Source organism: Streptomyces sp. SAI-135, assembly GCF_029893805.1.
Lineage (GTDB): Bacteria > Actinomycetota > Actinomycetes > Streptomycetales > Streptomycetaceae > Streptomyces.
On record NZ_JARXYP010000002.1, the window covers coordinates 3,256,576 to 3,276,115 of the forward strand.

General features: G+C 70.5%; 14 protein-coding genes. 5 read left to right on the forward strand and 9 right to left on the reverse strand.

Features of this window, described 5'->3' with window-relative positions; genetic code table 11:
- Positions 1-34: 34 nt before the first annotated feature.
- The 5 genes from M2163_RS19175 to hrcA form a co-directional block, all read right to left on the reverse strand.
- Positions 35-568, reverse strand: a complete 534-nt coding sequence (locus M2163_RS19175; RefSeq protein ID WP_280851572.1) for a hypothetical protein — start codon at positions 566-568, stop codon at positions 35-37.
- 97 nt (positions 569-665) lie between these two features.
- On the reverse strand, positions 666-1,415 hold the full coding sequence (locus tag M2163_RS19180) for a 16S rRNA (uracil(1498)-N(3))-methyltransferase (RefSeq protein WP_280894552.1): 750 nt from the start codon (positions 1,413-1,415) through the stop codon (positions 666-668).
- A complete protein-coding gene (locus tag M2163_RS19185; RefSeq protein ID WP_280851570.1) occupies positions 1,412-2,488 on the reverse strand; it encodes a nitronate monooxygenase in 1,077 nt (358 codons plus the stop codon). The genes M2163_RS19180 and M2163_RS19185 overlap by 4 nt, the downstream gene beginning before the upstream one ends.
- Before the next feature lie 165 nt (positions 2,489-2,653).
- Positions 2,654-3,793 carry a molecular chaperone DnaJ gene (dnaJ, locus tag M2163_RS19190; RefSeq protein WP_280894553.1) on the reverse strand — a complete coding sequence of 380 codons (1,140 nt, stop codon included), beginning with the start codon at positions 3,791-3,793 and terminating at the stop codon, positions 2,654-2,656.
- A complete protein-coding gene (hrcA, locus tag M2163_RS19195; protein ID WP_280851568.1) occupies positions 3,794-4,810 on the reverse strand; it encodes a heat-inducible transcriptional repressor HrcA in 1,017 nt (338 codons plus the stop codon).
- Between the two features lie 150 nt (positions 4,811-4,960).
- Here hrcA and M2163_RS19200 point away from each other — a divergent pair, with 150 nt between their 5' ends.
- Positions 4,961-5,689, forward strand: a complete 729-nt coding sequence (locus M2163_RS19200) for an MBL fold metallo-hydrolase (RefSeq protein WP_280851567.1) — start codon at positions 4,961-4,963, stop codon at positions 5,687-5,689.
- Between the two features lie 34 nt (positions 5,690-5,723).
- Positions 5,724-6,530, forward strand: a complete 807-nt coding sequence (locus tag M2163_RS19205) for a DUF3097 domain-containing protein (RefSeq protein ID WP_280851566.1) — start codon at positions 5,724-5,726, stop codon at positions 6,528-6,530.
- 325 nt (positions 6,531-6,855) lie between these two features.
- On the opposite strand, the gene hemW is transcribed toward M2163_RS19205, so the two are convergent.
- Both hemW and M2163_RS19215 read right to left on the reverse strand, forming a co-directional pair.
- On the reverse strand, positions 6,856-8,088 hold the full coding sequence (gene hemW, locus M2163_RS19210; protein ID WP_280894554.1) for a radical SAM family heme chaperone HemW: 1,233 nt from the start codon (positions 8,086-8,088) through the stop codon (positions 6,856-6,858).
- Between the two features lie 30 nt (positions 8,089-8,118).
- Positions 8,119-10,107 carry an ATP-binding SpoIIE family protein phosphatase gene (locus tag M2163_RS19215; protein ID WP_280894555.1) on the reverse strand — a complete coding sequence of 663 codons (1,989 nt, stop codon included), beginning with the start codon at positions 10,105-10,107 and terminating at the stop codon, positions 8,119-8,121.
- Between the two features lie 102 nt (positions 10,108-10,209).
- On the opposite strand from M2163_RS19215, the gene M2163_RS19220 reads away from it, so the two are divergent.
- Together M2163_RS19220 and M2163_RS19225 are read left to right on the forward strand one after the other, a co-directional pair.
- Entirely contained in the window at positions 10,210-14,364 is a 4,155-nt protein-coding gene (locus M2163_RS19220) for a HAMP domain-containing protein (protein ID WP_280894556.1), read from the forward strand.
- Positions 14,354-14,899 (forward strand): response regulator, encoded by a 546-nt coding sequence (locus M2163_RS19225; RefSeq protein WP_280851562.1) that lies wholly within the window; start codon positions 14,354-14,356, stop codon positions 14,897-14,899. The genes M2163_RS19220 and M2163_RS19225 overlap by 11 nt, the downstream gene beginning before the upstream one ends.
- Positions 14,900-14,975: 76 nt before the next feature.
- Here M2163_RS19225 and M2163_RS19230 read toward each other — a convergent pair whose 3' ends face one another.
- Positions 14,976-16,850 carry an AMP-dependent synthetase/ligase gene (locus tag M2163_RS19230; protein WP_280851561.1) on the reverse strand — a complete coding sequence of 625 codons (1,875 nt, stop codon included), beginning with the start codon at positions 16,848-16,850 and terminating at the stop codon, positions 14,976-14,978.
- A 236-nt stretch (positions 16,851-17,086) separates the two neighbouring features.
- Positions 17,087-18,955 (reverse strand): translation elongation factor 4, encoded by a 1,869-nt coding sequence (lepA, locus tag M2163_RS19235; RefSeq protein WP_280851560.1) that lies wholly within the window; start codon positions 18,953-18,955, stop codon positions 17,087-17,089.
- A 262-nt stretch (positions 18,956-19,217) separates the two neighbouring features.
- Between lepA and rpsT the strand changes: the two genes are divergently transcribed.
- Complete coding sequence (gene rpsT / locus M2163_RS19240; protein WP_125193247.1) at positions 19,218-19,484, forward strand: 30S ribosomal protein S20; 267 nt, start codon at positions 19,218-19,220, stop codon at positions 19,482-19,484.
- Positions 19,485-19,540 lie beyond the last annotated feature (56 nt).

Sequence of the window (19,540 nt, forward strand, 5' to 3'; positions counted from 1 at the left end):
ATGCACGCCCGGTCCCCGTGCACAGGGGTTTCGATCACTTGCCGTCGGGCCAGCACTGCGGGTCGTTCTGGCACCAGATCGTCCGGGTGACGGTCACGGTGACGGTGGGGCCGGGCTGTCCCGGGTTGTTGACCGGGGGCGTGGGCGTGGCGTCGCAGTTGCCGAGGCCCTCCACGTGGAACCACTGCCTGCCGCCCACGGTGGCGGTGAGGTCGCCTCGCACACAGGCGCCGCTGACGGTCCGCGTCACCTTGCCCTTGACGGTGATGTCCTTGCCGTCCCGCGTCTTGCCGTCGCAGTCGACGGTGGCGACGGTGTTCACGGTGGCGCTCGGCGTCCGGTCACCGTCGTCGTACGTGGCCGTGCAGGTCAGCCAACTCACGTCGGCCTTCTGCCGGTTCAGCTCCTTGGTGGCCAACTGGTCGGTGGTGTACGAGACGGTCGCGGAACTGACCGCACCGGCCGGATCACAGGCGGCGACCCCGCCCACGGCCAGCACGACACCCCCGGCCACACCCGCCACTCGCACCCCGCGCGGCCGACGCCAGTTCCGCCTCAACGCCACCATGAAGGGCAGCCTGCCACCGCGTGCCGTCCGGCGGTAGGGCGCATACGGTCATTGAGCGCGCCGGTTGTGAGTGACCCGGCGTCGAGAAGTTCGGGAGTCAGGACCAGCGGCCGGTGCGGCCGAGGAGCAGGGCGGCCGCCGCGGTCCCGGCGGTCGAGGTCCGCAGCACGGTCGGCCCCAGGACGTAGGGGCGGGCACCCGCCTCCTCGAAGAGCGCCAACTCGTCCTTGGCGACGCCTCCTTCGGGGCCGACGACCAGCACGATCTCGCCCTCGGCGGGAAGTTCGGCACCGGCCAGCGGCGCACTGCCGCGTTCGAAGTCGGAGTGGAGCACCGCGGCGAAGTCGGCTTTGGCGAGAAGTGCGGCAACCTGTTTGGTGCTCGCCGCGTCCGCGACCTCCGGGAAGCGCACCCGGCGGGACTGCTTGCCGGCCTCGCGGGCGGTGGCCCGCCACTTGCCGAGCGCTTTCAGACCCCGGTCGCCCTTCCACTGCGTGATGCAACGGGCCGCCTGCCAGGGCACGATGGCGTCGACGCCGACCTCGGTCATGGTCTCGACGGCGAGCTCACCGCGGTCGCCCTTGGGGAGCGCCTGGACGACGGTGATGCGGGGCTGCGCCTGGGGTTCCTCGCTCACCGAGTCGAGCTGGACGACCAGTCGGTCCTTGCCCTCGGCGGCGAGCACGACGCAGTCGGCCCAGCGTCCGGCGCCGTCGGTGAGGATGACGTCCTCGCCGGGCTGGAGCCGTTTCACCGAGACGGCGTGGCGTCCTTCGGGGCCGTCGAGGACGTAGTGTCCGCCGCCGCCCGCGTCGAAGTGCTCGACCACGAACACCGCTGCGGTCATCGCAGGTCTCCCTTGTCCGACAACGCTGTCCTGGCGGCCTCGAGTTCGGCCGCGAGTATCTCCACGAGCTGCCCGGCGGGCAGTGCGCGTGCCATCCGGTGCCCCTGGCCCGCCCACAGCGCCATGCCCTGGGCGTCACCGGCCTTGGCGGCGGCCTTGCGGAGCGGGGCGGTCAGATGGTGGACCTCGGGGTAGGCCGCGGGGGCGTACGGCCCGTGCTCGCGCACGAATCGGTTGACCAGGGCGCGGGCCGGTCTGCCGGAGAAGGCGCGGGTCAACTCGGTGCGGACGTGGAGGGGGTTGGTCAGCGCCTGCTTGTGCACGTCGTGGGCGCCGGACTCGGTCGTGGCGAGGAACGCCGTGCCGAGCTGGGCCGCGCTCGCGCCGGCGGCGAGGACGGCGGCGATCTGGCCGCCGCGCATGATGCCGCCGGCGGCGATGATCGGGAGGGTGACCGTCTCACGGACCTGGGCGACCAGGGAGAGCAGTCCGAGGCCGGAGCCGTCCTGCTCGGGGAGGTCGCGGTGGGTGCCCTGGTGGCCGCCGGCCTCGACGCCCTGCGCGACGACCGCGTCGGCGCCCGCGTACTGCACGGCGAGGGCCTCTTCGGGGGTGGTCGCGGTGACGAGGGTGAAGGTTCCGGCGCGCCGCAGCGACTCCAGGGCGTCGCTGCTCGGGACGCCGAAGTGGAAGGAGACCACCGGCACCGGGTTGTCGAGGAGTACGGCGAGCTTGGCGTCGTACCCGTCGTCGCGGCCGCTGTCCCGGTCGCCGAGCTCGGTGCCGTACCAGCCGGCCTCACCGGCCAGCTGGTGGGCGTAGACCTCGACCGCCGCGGGGTCGGCGGACTCGGGCTGCGGCATGAAGAGGTTGACGCCGAAAGGGCGCCCGGTCAGCCCGCGCAGCTGCTTGATCTCCTGGTACATCCCGTCGGCCGTCTTGTACCCGGCGGCGAGGAATCCGAGCCCGCCCGCCTCGGACACGGCGGCGGCGAGCCGCGGCACGGAGACGCCGCCCGCCATGGGGGCCTGCACGATCGGATGCGGGAACAGATCGGTCAGTGCGGAGGACATGACGGCATGTTGTCACGTCCTCCGGACAAGTCCGAATCCGACCTCGGGACGGCTCAGGTCCGCCCGTTGAAAGCGTCCTTCAACCGCGAGAACAACCCCTGCTGCCCCGGCTGACTGCGCCTCCCCGGGGGACGACCCCCGAACCCCCAGCAGTCGCCCCGCCGCTCAGGTCCGCCCGTTGAAAGCGTCCTTCAACCGCGAGAACAGCCCCTGCTGCCCCGGCTGGAACTGCCCCGTGGGCCGTTCCTCGCCGCGCAGCTTGGCCAGCTCGCGCAGGAGGCGTTCCTGCTCGGGGTCCAGCTTGGTCGGGGTCTGGACCTCGACGTGGACGATGAGGTCGCCCCGGCCGCCGCCGCGCAGGTGCGTGACGCCCCGGCCGTGCAGCGGGATCGACTGGCCGGACTGGGTGCCCGGGCGGATGTCGACCTCCTCCATGCCGTCGAGCGTCTCCAGCGGGACCTTGGTGCCGAGGGACGCCGCGGTCATCGGGATGGTGACCGTGCAGTGCAGGTCGTCGCCGCGCCGCTGGAACATCGGGTGCGGGAGCTCGTGGATCTCGACGTAGAGGTCACCGGCGGGGCCGCCGCCGGGGCCGACCTCGCCCTCGCCCGCGAGCTGGATCCGCGTGCCGTTGTCCACACCGGCCGGGATCTTCACGGTCAGCGTGCGGCGCGAGCGGACCCGGCCGTCGCCGGCGCACTCCGGGCACGGCGTCGGGACCACGGTGCCGAAGCCCTGGCACTGCGGGCACGGACGGGACGTCATGACCTGGCCCAGGAAGGACCGCGTCACCTGCGAGACCTCACCGCGGCCGCGGCACATGTCACACGTCTGGGCGGAGGTCCCGGGCGCCGCGCCCTCACCGTTGCAGGTGGAGCAGACGATCGCCGTGTCGACCTGGATGTCCTTCGTGGTGCCGAAGGCCGCCTCGTCGAGCTCGATCTCCAGCCGGATCATCGCGTCCTGGCCGCGCCGGGTCCGCGAGCGCGGACCCCGCTGCGAGGCCGTGCCGAAGAACGCGTCCATGATGTCCGAGAAGTTCCCGAACCCACCGGCCCCGAAGCCGCCCGCGCCACCGCCGCCGGCCTGCGAGAGCGGGTCGCCGCCGAGGTCGTAGACCTGCTTCTTCTGCGGGTCCGACAACACCTCGTAGGCGGCGTTGATCTCCTTGAACCGCTCCTGGGTCTTGGGATCCGGGTTGACGTCCGGGTGCAGCTCGCGCGCGAGCCTGCGGAACGCCTTCTTGATCTCATCCTGCGACGCGTCGCGGCGCACGCCGAGAACGGCGTAGTAGTCCGTGGCCACTTACGACTCCGCCAGGATCTGTCCGACGTACCGTGCCACTGCGCGTACCGCTCCCATCGTTCCCGGGTAATCCATGCGGGTCGGTCCGACCACGCCGAGCTTGGCGACTGCCTCGCCGCCCGAACCGTAGCCGACCGACACCACCGAAGTGGAGTTGAGTCCCTCGTAGGCGTTCTCATGACCGATGCGTACGGTCATGCCCGAATCCCCGGCCTCGCCAAGCAACTTGAGGAGCACGACCTGCTCCTCCAGCGCTTCCAGGACGGGCCGGATCGTGAGGGGAAAGTCATGTCCGAAGCGGGTGAGGTTGGCGGTGCCGCCGATCATCAGCCGCTCCTCGTTCTCCTCGACGAGCGTCTCCAGGAGAGTGGAGAGCACTGTCGAGACCGTACCCCGGTCCTCGACGTCGAAGCCCTCGGGCAGGTCCTCGACCAGCCGGGGCACGTCGGCGAACCGCCGCCCCGCGATCCGGCTGTTGAGACGCGCCCGCAGATCGGCCAGCGAGGCCTCCCCGAAGGGCGCCGGGCAGTCGACCATGCGCTGCTCGACCCGGCCGGTGTCCGTGATCAGCACGAGCATCACGCGCGCGGGGGCGAGCGAGAGCAGCTCCACGTGCCGCACGGTCGAGCGGGTGAGGGAGGGGTACTGCACGACGGCCACCTGCCGGGTCAGCTGCGCGAGCAGCCGCACGGTCCGGGCCACGACGTCGTCGAGGTCGACCGCGCCGTCGAGGAAGTTCTGGATCGCGCGCCGCTCGGGCGCGGTCATCGGCTTGACGCCCGCCAGCTTGTCGACGAACAGCCGGTAACCCTTGTCGGTCGGGATCCGCCCGGCACTGGTGTGCGGCTGGGCGATGAACCCTTCCTCCTCCAGGACCGCCATGTCGTTGCGCACGGTCGCCGGGGAGACTCCGAGGTTGTGCCGCTCGGTCAGGGCCTTGGACCCGACCGGCTCCTCGGTGCCGACGTAGTCCTGGACGATGGCGCGCAACACCTGAAGCCTGCGTTCACTCAGCATCGCGCGCACCTCCAGAGGTCGTTTCCGTGGCGTCTCGCCTGGCACTCTGTCCGTCCGAGTGCCAACGCTCCCCGGCCAGTGTACGGCGGTGGGGTACTCCCTGGGCAAGGCTGGTCCTGGCGTGACGGGTTGTACGGCTAGCGTCGCGGTATGACGGTGACTTGGGAAGAGCTCGGGTGGGAGCGGGTAGCGACCGGGGTGGGGCGGTGCCGGCTGCCCACCTGGGACTGTACGGCGGGCCTGGTGATCGGCGAGGGCACGGCCCTGTTGGTCGACGCGGGCTCCGGTCTCGCGGAGGGCGCCCGGCTGCGCGCACAGGCCGAGGAACTGGCCGGCCATCGTGTGACCCATCTCGCGCTCACCCACCCCCATTTCGACCATGTCTTCGGTGCGGCGGCCTTCGCGGGGGCGGAGGTGTTCGGCGCGGTGGGCGTGGAGACGGTGCTGACGGGGCGGCTGGGCCGTGCGGGGCTGCGGGCGGACGCGGTGGCCAACGGACTGAACCCGGCGGTGGCCGACGAGGCGGTGGACGCGCTCGTCACCCCCCGGCACCACGTCTCGGGCGAGTGGACGCTGGACCTCGGCGGCGGCCGCCAGGTCCTGCTGGCGAACGTCGGCCCCGGCCACACGGCCCACGACCTCGCCGTCCTCGTCCCCGGCACCCCGGAGGTCGTCTTCTGCGGCGACCTGGTCGAGGAGTCCGGCGAACCGCAGGCGGGCCCGGACGCCGTACCGCCGCACTGGCCCGCCGCGCTGGACCGGCTCCTCGACCTGGGCGGCGAGGACGCGCTGTACGTGCCCGGTCACGGAGCGGTGGTGGACGCGGCGTTCGTGCGGGCCCAGCGGGACGCGCTGGCGGCACGCTTCGGCGTGTCGTAGTGATCCGCCGCATGGTTCTCCTATCGTCATCCGAATGCGCCAGTACTCCGCCGACCTGACCCCTCCGTGGAAGAAGCCGAAGCCGGTGCCGGAGGTGCCCGCCGAGCCCGGCCTGGTGGTCGAGGAGCCGGGTACCGGGTTCTGCGGCGCGGTGATCCGCTGCGAGGCGGGCACGGTCACGCTGGAGGACCGCTTCGGCAAGCACCGGGTGTTCCCGCTGGAGCCCCGCGGTTTCCTCCTGGAGGGCCGGGTGGTGACCCTGGTCCGGCCTTCGGCCGCCTCTCCCGTACGACCGTCCCGTACCGCGTCCGGCTCGGTGGCCGTCCCCGGCGCACGCGCACGCGTGGCCCGCGCCGGCCGCATCTACGTCGAGGGCCGCCACGACGCGGAACTGGTGGAGAAGGTCTGGGGCGACGACCTGCGCATCGAGGGTGTGGTCGTGGAGTACCTGGAGGGCGTGGACGACCTGCCGGCGATCGTGGCCGAGTTCGCACCGGGCCCGGACGCCCGCCTCGGCGTCCTGGTGGACCACCTGGTGCCCGGCAGCAAGGAGTCCCGCATCGCGGCCTCGGTGACCAGCGAACACGCCCTGGTCGTCGGTCACCCGTACATCGACATCTGGGAGGCGGTGAAGCCGTCGTCCCTGGGCATCGAGGCATGGCCCCGTGTCCCGCACGGCCAGGACTGGAAGACAGGCGTGTGCAAGGCCCTGGGCTGGCCGTCGGAGAACACCGGCGCGGTGTGGCAGGCGATCCTGAAGCGGGTGAACTCCTACAAGGACCTGGAGCCCGAGTTGCTCGGCCGAGTGGAAGAACTGATCGACTTCGTCACGTCGCCCTAGCGGATCCGCGCGGCGGGTCTGCGCGGCGGGTCGGCGGGGCGTGTCGAACGGCTGCGGGTTCGTTGTGACTGGTCGCGCAGTTCCCACCACCCCTTGGGTGGGTGCAGCTACGTCGGCGTGTCACTGATGGCAGCCGCAACCTGCTCAGGGGCGCGAGGAACTGCGCGACCAGCCCCCACCCACCCGCAGCCGCCAAGGCGCATGCAACCAGCTGGACATCCCACCGACGGCAACCCCACCCACCCAGGGGCGCGGGGAACTGCGCGACCAGCCCCCACCGACCCGCAGCCGCCACACGACACGCACCCCCCACCCCCGTAGGCGCTCAGTCCACCAGATCCCGCACCACCGCATCCGCCAGCAACCGCCCCCGAAGCGTCAGCACAGCCCGCCCCTCCTCATAGGGCCGGGCCTCCAGCAGCCCCTCCCCCAGCGCCCGGCGAGAAGCGCGCAGCCCCTCCTCCCGCAGCAGCGACAACGGCACCCCCTCCCGCAGCCGCAGCTCCAGCAGGATCCGCTCCACCCGCCGGTCCTCGTCCGAGAGCAGCTCACGCCCCGCACCCGGCGACTTCCCCGAAGCCAGCGCCGCCGCGTACGCCCCCGGATGCTTCACGTTCCACCACCGCACCCCGCCCACGTGCGAGTGCGCTCCAGGCCCCGCTCCCCACCAGTCGGCGCCCCGCCAGTACAGCTCGTTGTGCAGGCACCGGCCCGCCTCCGAGGTGGCCCAGTTGGAGACCTCGTACCAGTCGAACCCGGCCTCCGCGAACACCGCGTCCGCGATCAGGTACCGGTCCGCGTGCACGTCGTCGTCGGTCATCGGGACCTCGCCCCGGCGGATGCGACGAGCGAGCTGGGTGCCCTCCTCGACGATCAGCGCGTACGCCGACACGTGGTCCGGTCCGGCTCCGATCGCCGCCTCCAGGGAGGCCCGCCAGTCGTCGTCGGACTCACCGGGGGTGCCGTAGATCAGATCGAGGTTGACGTGGTCGAAGCCCGCTGCCCTGGCCTCGGCCACACACGCCTCCGGCCGCCCCGGCGTGTGCGTGCGGTCCAGCACCTTCAGCACGTGCTGCCGCGCGCTCTGCATCCCGAAGGAGACCCGGTTGAAGCCGCCCTCCCGCAGCGCCGCCAGATAGGCCGGGTCCACGGACTCCGGGTTCGCCTCGGTCGTCACCTCCGCGTCGGGCGCGAGCCCGAACTCGTCACGGATCGCCCCCAGCATCCGTACGAGATCACCGGCGGCCAGGAGCGTCGGGGTGCCGCCCCCGACGAACACCGTGCGGACGGGCCGCGGGTCGTCGCCCAGTACCTTCCGCGCCAGGCGGACCTCGTCGATCAGGGTGTCCGCGTAGTTGTCGCGGGAGGCCAGCACTCCGCCCGAACCACGCAGCTCGGTCGCGGTGTAGGTGTTGAAGTCGCAGTAGCCGCAGCGGGTGGCGCAGTACGGAACGTGCAGGTAGAAGCCGAGAGGGCGGTCGGCGGACCCGGCGAGCGCGGACGCGGGCAGCGAGCCGTCGTCGGGGACGGGTTCACCGTCGGGGAGTGCGGAAGGCATGTCCTCCATTGTCCAGCACCCCGCGGACACCTACTCCGCCTGCAGCACCAGCAGCGCCAGATCGTCCTCCGGGGGCCGGGCCCCGAACTCGTGCACCAGCCGTTTGATCCGCTCCGCGATCAGCTCGGCGTCCAGTCCCGCGCACCCGGCGAGCGCCTCGGCGAGGCCGTCCTCGTCGTCGAACTGCCGGGGGCCGCTGCGCCGCTCGGTGACCCCGTCGGTGACGCACAGCAGGCTGTCACCGGGCCGCAGCTCGAAGGTCTCGCTGGTGTACGTCTCGTCCTCGACGACGCCGAGCAGGGTCTGCGGCCGGGCTGCCGTACGGACCTCACCGCCCGCCCCGAGCAGCAGCGGCAGCGGATGCCCGGCGGAGGCGAGGGTGCAGCGCACGCCGCCCTCGAAGGGCGCGAGCTCGCCGTACAGGAGGGACAGGAAGCGGGTCTGGGGGCCGTCCCCGGGGTTCATGGGGCGTCCGCCGGCGGCCGCCAGGGCTCGCGCGGCCGCGTCCGCGGCCTCCGTGGCGTCGTCGAGGAGCAGCTGGTTGAGGCGGTCCAGTACGTCGGCGACGCGGTAGCCCTCGCGGGCCAGCAGCCGGAGCCAGGGCCGCGCGAGGCCGATCACCACGGCGGCCTCGGGGCCCTTGCCCTGGACGTCGCCGACGGCGAAGCACCAGCGGCCGTCACCGGCCGGGAAGAGGTCGTAGAAGTCGCCGCTGGGGCCGCCCTTGTCGCACGGCTCGTACACCAGGGCGCTGCGCACCCCGGGGATCTCGGCGACCGCGCCGGGCAGCAGGCCGCGCTGGAGGACCGCGCTGATGGTGGCCTGGCGGGCGTACTGGCGGGCCGCGCCGATGGCGAGCGCCACCCGGCGGCTGAGGTCCTCGACGAGCCCGGTGATCTCGTCGGGGAAGGAGATCAGCCCGGCCCGGCCGATGACCAGGGTGCCCAGCGGGCGGCCCCCGGCGGTCAGGCGGTAGGCGAGCGCGGAGCCGTGGGTGCCGTGCGCGCCCAGTGCGCCGCCGGGCCAGGGGAACGGCACGGGCCCGGGCCGGTCGGGCCCCGACGGGACGGGCGGCTCCTTCTCCAGCGCCCGCCGCAGTTCCTCGATCCGGGTCTCGGAGCAGTGCCACACCCGGGCCAGCCGGGGCCCGGACGCACCGCCCTCGCCCCAGCCCGTCCCGCTCCCGGGCTCACCCGGACGAGGGGATCCCCAGCGTCCGGCGACCTCGTCCTCCAGCCACACCGCGCACCAGTCGGCCAGCCGCGGCACGATCAGCTGGCCGGCGAGCGCGGCGACCAGGTTCTCGTCGAGCTGCCCGGCGAGCAGGTCGGAGGCCTCGGCGAGGAAGGACAGGGCACCGCGGTTGAGCCAGTCGCGGTCCGGCTCGCCGTGGGGCTCGGGCGCGGCCGGGGTCCGGGACGGGGGTGGTTCCGGGGCGAGCATCCCGGCGACCCGCAGTCCTCGCTCGTTCGCCTGCTCGCCGCTGTACGCCTGGATTCCGTCGAGGGTGTCCTTGCCGCCGGCCGGGAGCTGCGCCCACACGGTCTTGGCACCGGTGCGGTAGGTGACCCCCCAGGTCTCGGAGAGGGCGGCGACCAGGCGCAGTCCGCGCCCGTACTCCGGTGTGCCGTACGCGGGTTCGAAGTCACCGCCGCGGGGGGCGCGTGAGGGGTGGTGGTCGAGGACCTCGATGACGAGGGCGCCGGTGTGCGCCTCCAGGCGGCAGTGCAGCTCGATGTCGGTGCCGGCGTGCACGACGGCGTTGGTGACGAGTTCGCTGACGACGACCACCGCGTCGTCGGCCTGCCGGTCGGTGAGCAACTCGGTTCCGGGCAAGGCGAGTTCGTTCCATTCGGCGACCGCCTCCCGTATCAGGGCCCGGGCCGAGCCCGGGGCGAGCGGGCCGCCGGGGAGGGTGGCGCGGGTGTGCGCCGGGGCGCGCGGGAGCGTGCCGCCGTCGCGCGCGGGCGGATCGGACGCGCGGGCAACGGACTCCCGTTGCACAGGAATGGCCCCCATCTCCGTCTCCCCGAGCAGTTCGGACGAATACGCCTCAGTCGATGCGGACAGAGTGACAGACTGGCCACGCCCATAAGCGCCGAGTTACCGAAGTGGGCCGCCATGAGTGAGAACAGTGGTACGCCTGTGCTCGAAGAAGGACAGAACGGCGACCGGATTCGAGCATCGGATCTGCGTCCGCTGCTCGCCGCGATGACCGCTGCCCGGGACGGCGACTTCCGCCGGATGCCGGAGTCCGGGGACGGGATCGTGGCCGAACTGGCGGCCGTCTTCAACCAGCTGGTGGACCGCAACCTGCACTTCACCGGTGAGGTCAACCGGGTGAAGCGGGAGCTGGTGCGGCACGGCCGGCTCGACGAACGGCTCTCGCCCAGCCCGGGGCAGGGTTCGTGGACCTCACGGGTCAACGACGTGAACCAGCTGCTCGACGCCCTGGTGGCCCCGGCCGCCAACGCGACCCGGGTCCTGGACGCGGTGGCCGGCGGCGATCTGACCCAGCGGGTCGACCTGCACGACGGCAACCGGCAGTTGCGCGGTGATCTGCGGCGGCTGGGCCGGGCCGTGAACAAGATGGTCGACCAGCTCTCCCTGTTCACCGGTGAGGTGACCCGGGTGGCCCGTGAGGTCGGCACCGAGGGCCGGCTCGGCGGGCGGGCCAAGGTGACCGGTCTGTCGGGCAGTTGGCGCGATGTGACCGAGGCCGTCAACACCATGGCGTCCCGGCTGACCGCCCAGGTCAGGGACATCGCCCTGGTGACGACGGCGGTGGCCCGCGGCGACCTGACCCGCACGGTCACGGTCGAGGCCACGGGCGAACTGCTGGAACTGAAGCTGACCGTGAACACGATGGTCGACCAGCTCTCGGCCTTCGCCGACGAGGTCACCCGGGTGGCCCGCGAGGTCGGCACCGAGGGGCAGCTGGGCGGCCGGGCCCAGGTGCGGGGCGTGTCCGGGGTCTGGAAGGACCTCACCGACAACGTCAACTTCATGGCGTCGAACCTGACCTCGCAGGTCCGCAACATCGCCCAGGTGACGACCGCCGTCGCCAACGGCGACCTGAGCCAGAAGATCACCGTCGACGCGCAGGGCGAGATCCTGGAGCTGAAGTCGACCATCAACACCATGGTCGACCAGCTCTCCGCCTTCGCCGACGAGGTCACCCGCGTGGCCCGCGAGGTCGGCACCGAGGGCAACCTCGGCGGCCGGGCCCAGGTGCGCGGGGTGTCCGGCGTCTGGAAGGACCTCACCGACAACGTCAACTTCATGGCGGACAACCTGACTTCCCAGGTCCGCAACATCGCCCTGGTGTCGACGGCCGTGGCGCAGGGCGACCTCGGCAAGAAGATCACGGTGGAGGCGAAGGGCGAGATCCTGGAGCTGAAGTCCACCATCAACACGATGGTCGACCAGCTCTCCGCCTTCGCCGACGAGGTCACCCGCGTGGCCCGCGAGGTCGGCACGGAAGGCAACCTCGGCGGCCAGGCCCAGGTGCGCGGGGTGTCCGGCGTCTGGAAGGACCTCACCGACAACGTCAACTTCATGGCCCTGAACCTGACCTCGCAGGTCCGCAACATCGCCCAGGTGACGACGGCCGTCGCCAACGGCGACCTGTCGAAGAAGATCACGGTCGACGCGCGCGGCGAGATCCTCGAACTGAAGGACACCGTCAACACGATGGTGGAGCAGCTGCGTGCCTTCGCCGACGAGGTCACCCGCGTGGCCCGCGAGGTCGGCACCGACGGACGGCTGGGCGGCCGGGCCCAGGTGCTGGGCGTCTCCGGCGTGTGGCGGGATCTGACCGACAACGTCAACTACATGGCGGACAACCTGACTTCCCAGGTCCGCAACATCGCCCAGGTGACGACGGCCGTCGCCAACGGTGACCTCTCCAAGAAGATCGACGTGGACGCGCGCGGCGAGATCCTGGAGCTGAAGACCGCCATCAACACCATGGTCGACACGCTCTCCTCCTTCTCCTCCGAGGTCACCCGGGTGGCCCGCGAGGTGGGCTCCGAGGGCCAACTCGGCGGCCAGGCCAGGGTGGAGGGCGTGTACGGCACCTGGAAGCGACTGACGACCAACGTGAACGAACTCGCGTCCAACCTGACCACCCAGGTCCGCGCGATCGCCGAGGTGGCCTCCGCGGTGGCCCAGGGCGACATGTCCCGCTCGATCACCGTGGAGACCCAGGGCGAGGTCGCCGAGCTCAAGGACAACATCAACCTGATGGTGGCCAACCTCCGCGAGACGACCCGGGCCAAGGACTGGCTGGAGTCGAACCTCGCGCGCCTCGCCGCCCTGATGCAGGGCCACCGGGACCTGATGGAGGTCGCCGACCTGATCCTGCGCGAGCTGACCCCGCTGGTGAACGCCCAGTACGGCGCGTTCTTCCTGGCCGACCCCGACGAGGACAGCGCCTCCCTCCGCACAACCGTTCCTGCAAAGGGACTGGCGTTCATCGCGGGCTACGGCTCGGCGCAGGGCGCGACCGTCGACACCGGGGGCATGCCGGTGCACGGTCTGGTCCGCCAGGCCGCCCGGGAGAAGAAGCGGATCCTGGTGGAGGAGGCACCGCCGGACTACATCAAGATCAACAGTGGGCTCGGCGAGGCTGCACCGAGCAGTGTCGTCATCATCCCGATCCTCTTCGAGGACAAGCTCCTCGGTGTCATCGAGCTCGCCTCCTTCTCCCGCTTCTCCGATGTCCACCTGGCGTTCTTCGACCAGTTCGTGAACACCATCGGCGTCGCCATCAACACCATCATCGCCAACTCCCGCACCGAGTCCCTGCTCGGCGAGTCCCAGCGCCTGGCCATGCAGCTCCAGGAACGCTCCGACGAACTCCAGATGCAGCAGGCGGAGTTGCAGCGCTCCAACGCCGAACTGGAGGAGAAGGCCGCCCTGCTGGCGACCTCGTCCCAGTACAAGTCGGAGTTCCTGGCGAACATGTCCCACGAGCTGCGCACCCCGCTGAACTCCCTGCTGATCCTGGCGAGGCTGCTCTCCGACAACCCGGACGGCCACCTCTCCGACCAGGAAGTGCAGTTCGCGACGACGATCCACCGTTCGGGCTCCGACCTGCTCCAGCTGATCAACGACATCCTGGACCTGTCGAAGATCGAGGCCGGCCGGATGGACGTACGCCCGAAGAAGCTGCCGCTCATCAAGCTGCTCGACTACGTCCACGCCACCTTCCGCCCGCTCACCCTGGACCGCGGCCTGGCCTTCGAGGTGGCCGTCGGCGAGGACGTGCCGCGCGAGATGTACTCCGACGAGCAGCGCCTCCAGCAGATCCTGCGCAACCTGCTCTCCAACGCGATCAAGTTCACGGCCAGTGGCCGGGTCGAGCTGCGCGTGAACCGCGTCAAGGACCCCGAGCACAGGTACGTCCGCGACAGCGACGACGTGGTCGCCTTCGCGGTCTCCGACACCGGCATCGGCATCGCGCCGGAGAAACTCCCGGTGATCTTCGAGGCGTTCCAGCAGGCCGACGGCACGACCAACCGCAAGTACGGCGGCACAGGGCTCGGCCTGTCCATCAGCCGGGAGATCGCGGGCCTGCTGGGCGGCCGTATCGTCGCCGAGAGCGAACCCGGCAAGGGCTCCACCTTCACGCTCTACGTCCCCGTCGTCAGCCCCGGCCACACGGCGACCGGCCCGACGACCGAGGACCACCCCCTGCCGGTCCCTGAGGACCTGTCCACCGAGCCGTATCCGACCGCCCACGACGCCGAGGACTCCTGGCCGGCGCCCACCAGGCTGGAGGCGTGGCAGTCCGGCCGGGCGGGCCAGGTGCTGTCCGGCAGGCGGGTGCTGATCGTCGACGACGACATCCGCAACGTCTTCGCCCTCACCCATGTGCTGGGCCGCGTGGGCATGCCCGTCCTGTACGCGGAGAACGGCCGCGAGGGCATCGAGACCCTGGAGCGCAACCCGGACGTCGAACTCGTCCTGATGGACATCATGATGCCGGAGATGGACGGCTACGAGACCATCGCCGCCATCCGCCGCACCCCGCGCTGGACCGGTCTGCCCATCGTCGCGCTCACCGCGAAGGCGATGCCCGGGGACCGTGAGAAGTCCATCGCGCGCGGCGCCAACGACTACGTACCCAAGCCGGTGGACGTCGACCAGCTGCTGACCGTCGTGTGCGCGCTCCTCGACCCCGAGGGCACCCAGGCGCAGGAGCGGACCGACGCCGAGGAGGCGGTGGTACCGCCCACCGACGACTCGATGAGGCAGTCAGATGAACGCTGAGGCAAGGACCGACGACAGTGCCGGCATCCTCCTGGTCGACGACATGGAGGACAACCTGATCGCACTGGAGGCGGTCCTGGGGTCCCTCAACGAACCGCTGATCCGCGCCCGTTCGGGCGAGGAGGCGATGAAGGCCCTGCTGCGCCGCCGCTTCGCGCTGGTCCTGCTGGACGTGCGCATGCCGGGCATGGACGGCTTCGAGACGGCGGCCAACATCAAGCGCCTGGACCAGACGAAGGACGTCCCGATCATCTTCCTCACCGGCACGGACGACGACTCGGGCTACGCCTTCCGCGGCTACGCGACAGGAGCGGCGGACTACCTGACCAAGCCGTTCGACCCGTGGGTCCTCCGCGCGAAGGTGACCGTGTTTCTGGAACTGCACCGCAAGAACCAGCAGTTGGAACGGCTGCTGGCCCGCCAGCGGACGGACTACGAGGAGGTGAGCAGACAACTGGCTGATCTGGAGCAGGAGCTGACAGACCCTCAGCGCACGAAAGTCAAGGAGCTCCGGTGCCTGCTGGAGAAACGGTGAGGTGTTTCCCCCAGGGGCGCGGGGAACTGCGCGACCAGCCACGACGCACCGGCCGCGCACGTTCCCCAGCCACCCCTTACGCCTCCCGGGACCCCGCGTACATCTCCTCGATGAGGTGCTTGTACTCCCGCTCCACAACAGGCCGCTTCAGCTTCAGGCTCGGTGTGATCTCACCGTGCTCCACGTCGAGATCCCGCGGCAGCAACCGGAACTTCTTGATCGTCTGCCACCGCTGAAGCCCCTCGTTGAGCTGCTGCACATACCCCTCGACCATGGCCACCGTGGCGGGTGCGGCGACGACCTCCGCGTACGACTTCCCTTCGAGCCCGTTCTCCTTGGCCCACTCCAGGATCGACACCTCGTCCAGCGCGATGAGCGCGGTGCAGAAGTTCCGGTCCGCCCCGTGCACCAGGATGTTGGACACGTACGGGCACACCGCCTTGAACTGCCCCTCCACCTCGGCGGGCGCGATGTACTTGCCGCCGGACGTCTTGATCAGGTCCTTCTTGCGGTCGGTGATGCGCAGGTAGCCGTCGGGCGAGAGCTCACCGATGTCCCCGGTGTGGAACCACCCGTCGGCCTCCAGGACCTCGGCGGTCTTCTCGGGCAGCCCGTGGTAGCCCTCCATGATCCCGGGGCCCCGCAGCAGGATCTCCCCGTCGTCCGCGATACGGACCTCCGTGCCGGGAAGCGGCTTGCCGACCGTGCCGGTGCGGTAGGCCTCGCCGGGGTTCACGAAGGAGGCCGCGGAGGACTCGGTCAGGCCGTAGCCCTCCAGGATGTGGATGCCGGCACCGGAGAAGAAGTATCCGATCTCGGGCGCGAGCGCGGCGGAGCCGGAGACGCAGGCCCGCAGGTTCCCGCCGAACGCCTCCCTGATCTTCGCGAAGACGAGCGCGTCGGCCACCTTGTGCTTGGCGCTCAGCCCGAAGGGCGCGGAGGCGACCCCGGTGCGCCGGAAGTTGTCCTGGGTGGCCTTGGCGTACTCGCGGCCCACCTCGGCGGCCCACTGGAAGATCTTGTACTTGGCGCCGCCGCCCGCCCGGGCCTTCGCGGCGACCCCGTTGTAGACCTTCTCGAAGATGCGCGGGACGGCCGCCATGTACGTCGGCTGCACGACCGGCAGATTCTCGATGATCTTGTCGACGCGGCCGTCGACGGCGGTGACGTGACCGACCTCGATCTGCCCGGAGGTGAGCACCTTGCCGAAGACGTGCGCCAGCGGCAGCCACAGGTACTGCACGTCGTCCGGTCCGACCAGCCCGGTCGCGGCGATCGCCTTCGCCATGTACGCCCAGTTGTCGTGCGGCAGCCGCACGCCCTTGGGGCGGCCGGTGGTGCCGGAGGTGTAGATGAGGGTGGCGAGCTGGTCCCTGGTGATCGCGCCGACCCGCTCCTTGATCAGGTCGGGGTCCTTCTCCAGGCGGGCGGCGCCCCGGGCCTCCAGCTCGGTGAGCGTGAGCACGAAGTCGCTCGACTCCACGCCCGCGGGGTCGATCACCACGACATGAGTGAGCGCGGGCAGCTCACCGCGCTTGTCGACCGCCTTGGCGAGCTGGGCCGCGTCCTCCGCGATCAGCACCCGGCTCTCGGAGTCGGAGAGGATGAACGCCGACTCGTCGGCGTTGGTCTGCGGGTAGATCGTGGTCGTGGCGGCGCCCGCGCACATGATGCCGAGGTCCGCGAGGATCCAGTCGATCCGGGTCGAGGAGGCGAGGGCGACCCGCTGCTCGGGCTGCACCCCCAGCTCGATCAGACCGGCTGCGATGGCGTGCACCCGCTCGGCGGCCTGCGCCCAGCTGAGCGACTTCCACTCGTCCGGACCCTGGCCGGAGGCCGCCGGCACCGGGTAGCGGTACGCCTCGGCGTCGGGTGTGCTCGCAACGCGCTCCAGGAAGAGGGTCGCCACACTCGGCGGGCGGTTCTCGATCAGTGTCTGTGTGTCGCTCACGACATCCTCCGGGCCCGCGACAGTGCGGCTGGCTCTCAGGTTTGCGGCTGTTGTTTAACTCGCGAGTAACTATCGAGCAGAGATCAGAGTAAAGCGCGACCGACCCGTTGGTAAGGGGCGGCGGCCTGTCACTTCCTACAGAGCGCGACGTTACGCACGCGTAGGGGCCCGTCGCACTTTCGCACGACGGGCCCCCTTTCGGTCCGATTCAACCGGCAACCGGCTGTAACCCGCGGTTACTTCTTGCCCTTGCCCGATCCCGCGCTGTCATCGCTGGAGAGCACCGCGATGAAGGCCTCCTGCGGAACCTCCACGGAACCCACCATCTTCATCCGCTTCTTGCCTTCCTTCTGCTTCTCGAGCAGCTTCCGCTTACGGGAGATGTCACCGCCGTAGCACTTGGCGAGGACGTCCTTGCGGATGGCGCGGATGGTCTCGCGGGCGATGACCCGGGAGCCGATGGCGGCCTGGATGGGCACCTCGAAAGCCTGCCGCGGGATGAGCTCGCGCAGCTTGGCGACGAGGCGCACACCGTAGGCGTAGGCCGCGTCCTTGTGGGTGATCGCCGAGAAGGCGTCCACCTTGTCGCCGTGCAGCAGGATGTCCACCTTGACCAGGGAGGACGTCTGCTCACCGGTGGGCTCGTAGTCCAGCGAGGCGTAACCGCGCGTCTTCGACTTCAGCTGGTCGAAGAAGTCGAACACGATCTCCGCGAGGGGAAGCGTGTAGCGGATCTCGACCCGGTCCTCGGAGAGGTAGTCCATGCCGAGCAGGGTGCCGCGCCGGGTCTGGCACAGCTCCATGATCGAGCCGATGAACTCGGTGGGGGCCAGGATCGTGGCGCGTACGACGGGCTCGTACACCTCGTTGATCTTGCCCTCGGGGAACTCGCTCGGGTTGGTGACGGTGTGCTCGGTGCCGTCCTCCATCACGACCCGGTAGACCACGTTCGGCGCGGTCGCGATGAGGTCGAGCCCGAACTCGCGCTCCAGGCGCTCGCGGATCACGTCGAGGTGCAGCAGTCCGAGGAAGCCGACACGGAAGCCGAAGCCGAGGGCCGCGGAGGTCTCCGGCTCGTAGACGAGCGCGGCGTCGTTGAGCTGGAGCTTGTCGAGGGCCTCGCGCAGCTCCGGGTAGTCGGAGCCGTCCAGCGGGTACAGGCCGGAGAAGACCATGGGCTTGGGGTCCTTGTACCCGCCCAGGGCCTCGGTGGCGCCCTTCTGCTGGCTGGTGACGGTGTCACCGACCTTGGACTGGCGCACGTCCTTCACACCGGTGATGAGGTAGCCCACCTCACCGACGCCGAGGCCGTCGGCGCCCAGCATCTCGGGCGAGTTGGTGCCGATCTCCAGCAGCTCGTGGGTGGCGCCGGTCGACATCATCTTGATGCGCTCGCGCTTGTTGAGCTGGCCGTCGATGACACGGACGTAGGTGACCACGCCCCGGTAGGAGTCGTAGACCGAGTCGAAGATCATCGCGCGGGCGGGGGCGTCGGCGACACCGACCGGGGCCGGGACGTCCTTGACGACCCGGTCGAGGAGCGCGTCGACCCCGAGCCCGGTCTTGGCGGAGACCTTGAGCACGTCGTCGGGGTCGCAGCCGACGAGGTTCGCGAGCTCCTCGGCGAACTTCTCGGGCTGCGCGGCCGGCAGGTCGATCTTGTTGAGCACCGGGATGATCGTGAGGTCGTTCTCCATCGCCAGGTACAGGTTGGCGAGCGTCTGGGCCTCGATCCCCTGGGCGGCGTCCACGAGGAGGACGGTGCCCTCGCACGCGGCGAGCGACCGCGAGACCTCGTAGGTGAAGTCGACGTGCCCCGGGGTGTCGATCATGTTGAGGATGTGCGTGGTGCTCTTGTCGCCGGTGGGGGCCCACGGCAGACGCACCGCCTGCGACTTGATCGTGATTCCGCGCTCACGCTCGATGTCCATGCGGTCGAGGTACTGAGCACGCATCTGGCGCTGCTCGACCACACCGGTCAGCTGGAGCATCCGGTCGGCGAGCGTGGACTTGCCGTGGTCGATGTGCGCGATGATGCAGAAGTTGCGGATCAGAGCCGGGTCGGTACGGCTCGGCTCGGGCACGTGGCTGGGGATCGCGGGCACGCAGGGTCCTGATTCTTGAGGCGTCCGCAGTGTCTGCGGTCTCGGGTCGGATCGATACGTAGCCTCCATGGTCCCACGGGCGGGGACCGGCGACCGGTTTGGGCCACTCGCTGGGCCGCTGGTAGTCTGGGTGGCTGTGTCTCATGCCCTCTCAGCGCGAGGCACACCTTCAAGAAATCACCCGGTACGGAACCCGGGGACCTCCTTGCTCCTCTGCTCGGAATCCTCCTGGCTCCGTGCCTGAACCTGTAGAGGCTCATTCGTGGCGAACATCAAGTCCCAGATCAAGCGGATCAAGACCAACGAGAAGGCCCGGCTGCGCAACAAGGCCGTCAAGTCCTCCCTGAAGACCGCGATCCGCAAGGCCCGTGAGGCCGCTGCCGCGGGTGACGTCGAGAAGGCCACCGAGTACCAGCGCGCTGCTGCGCGTGCGCTCGACAAGGCCGTCTCCAAGGGCGTCATCCACAAGAACCAGGCCGCCAACAAGAAGTCGGCGCTTGCTTCGAAGGTCGCGTCCCTCCAGGGCTGAACACCCTGATCTGACCGGTCCGCGTGGAATCCCACGGGACCGAGCCGCCGGAAGGA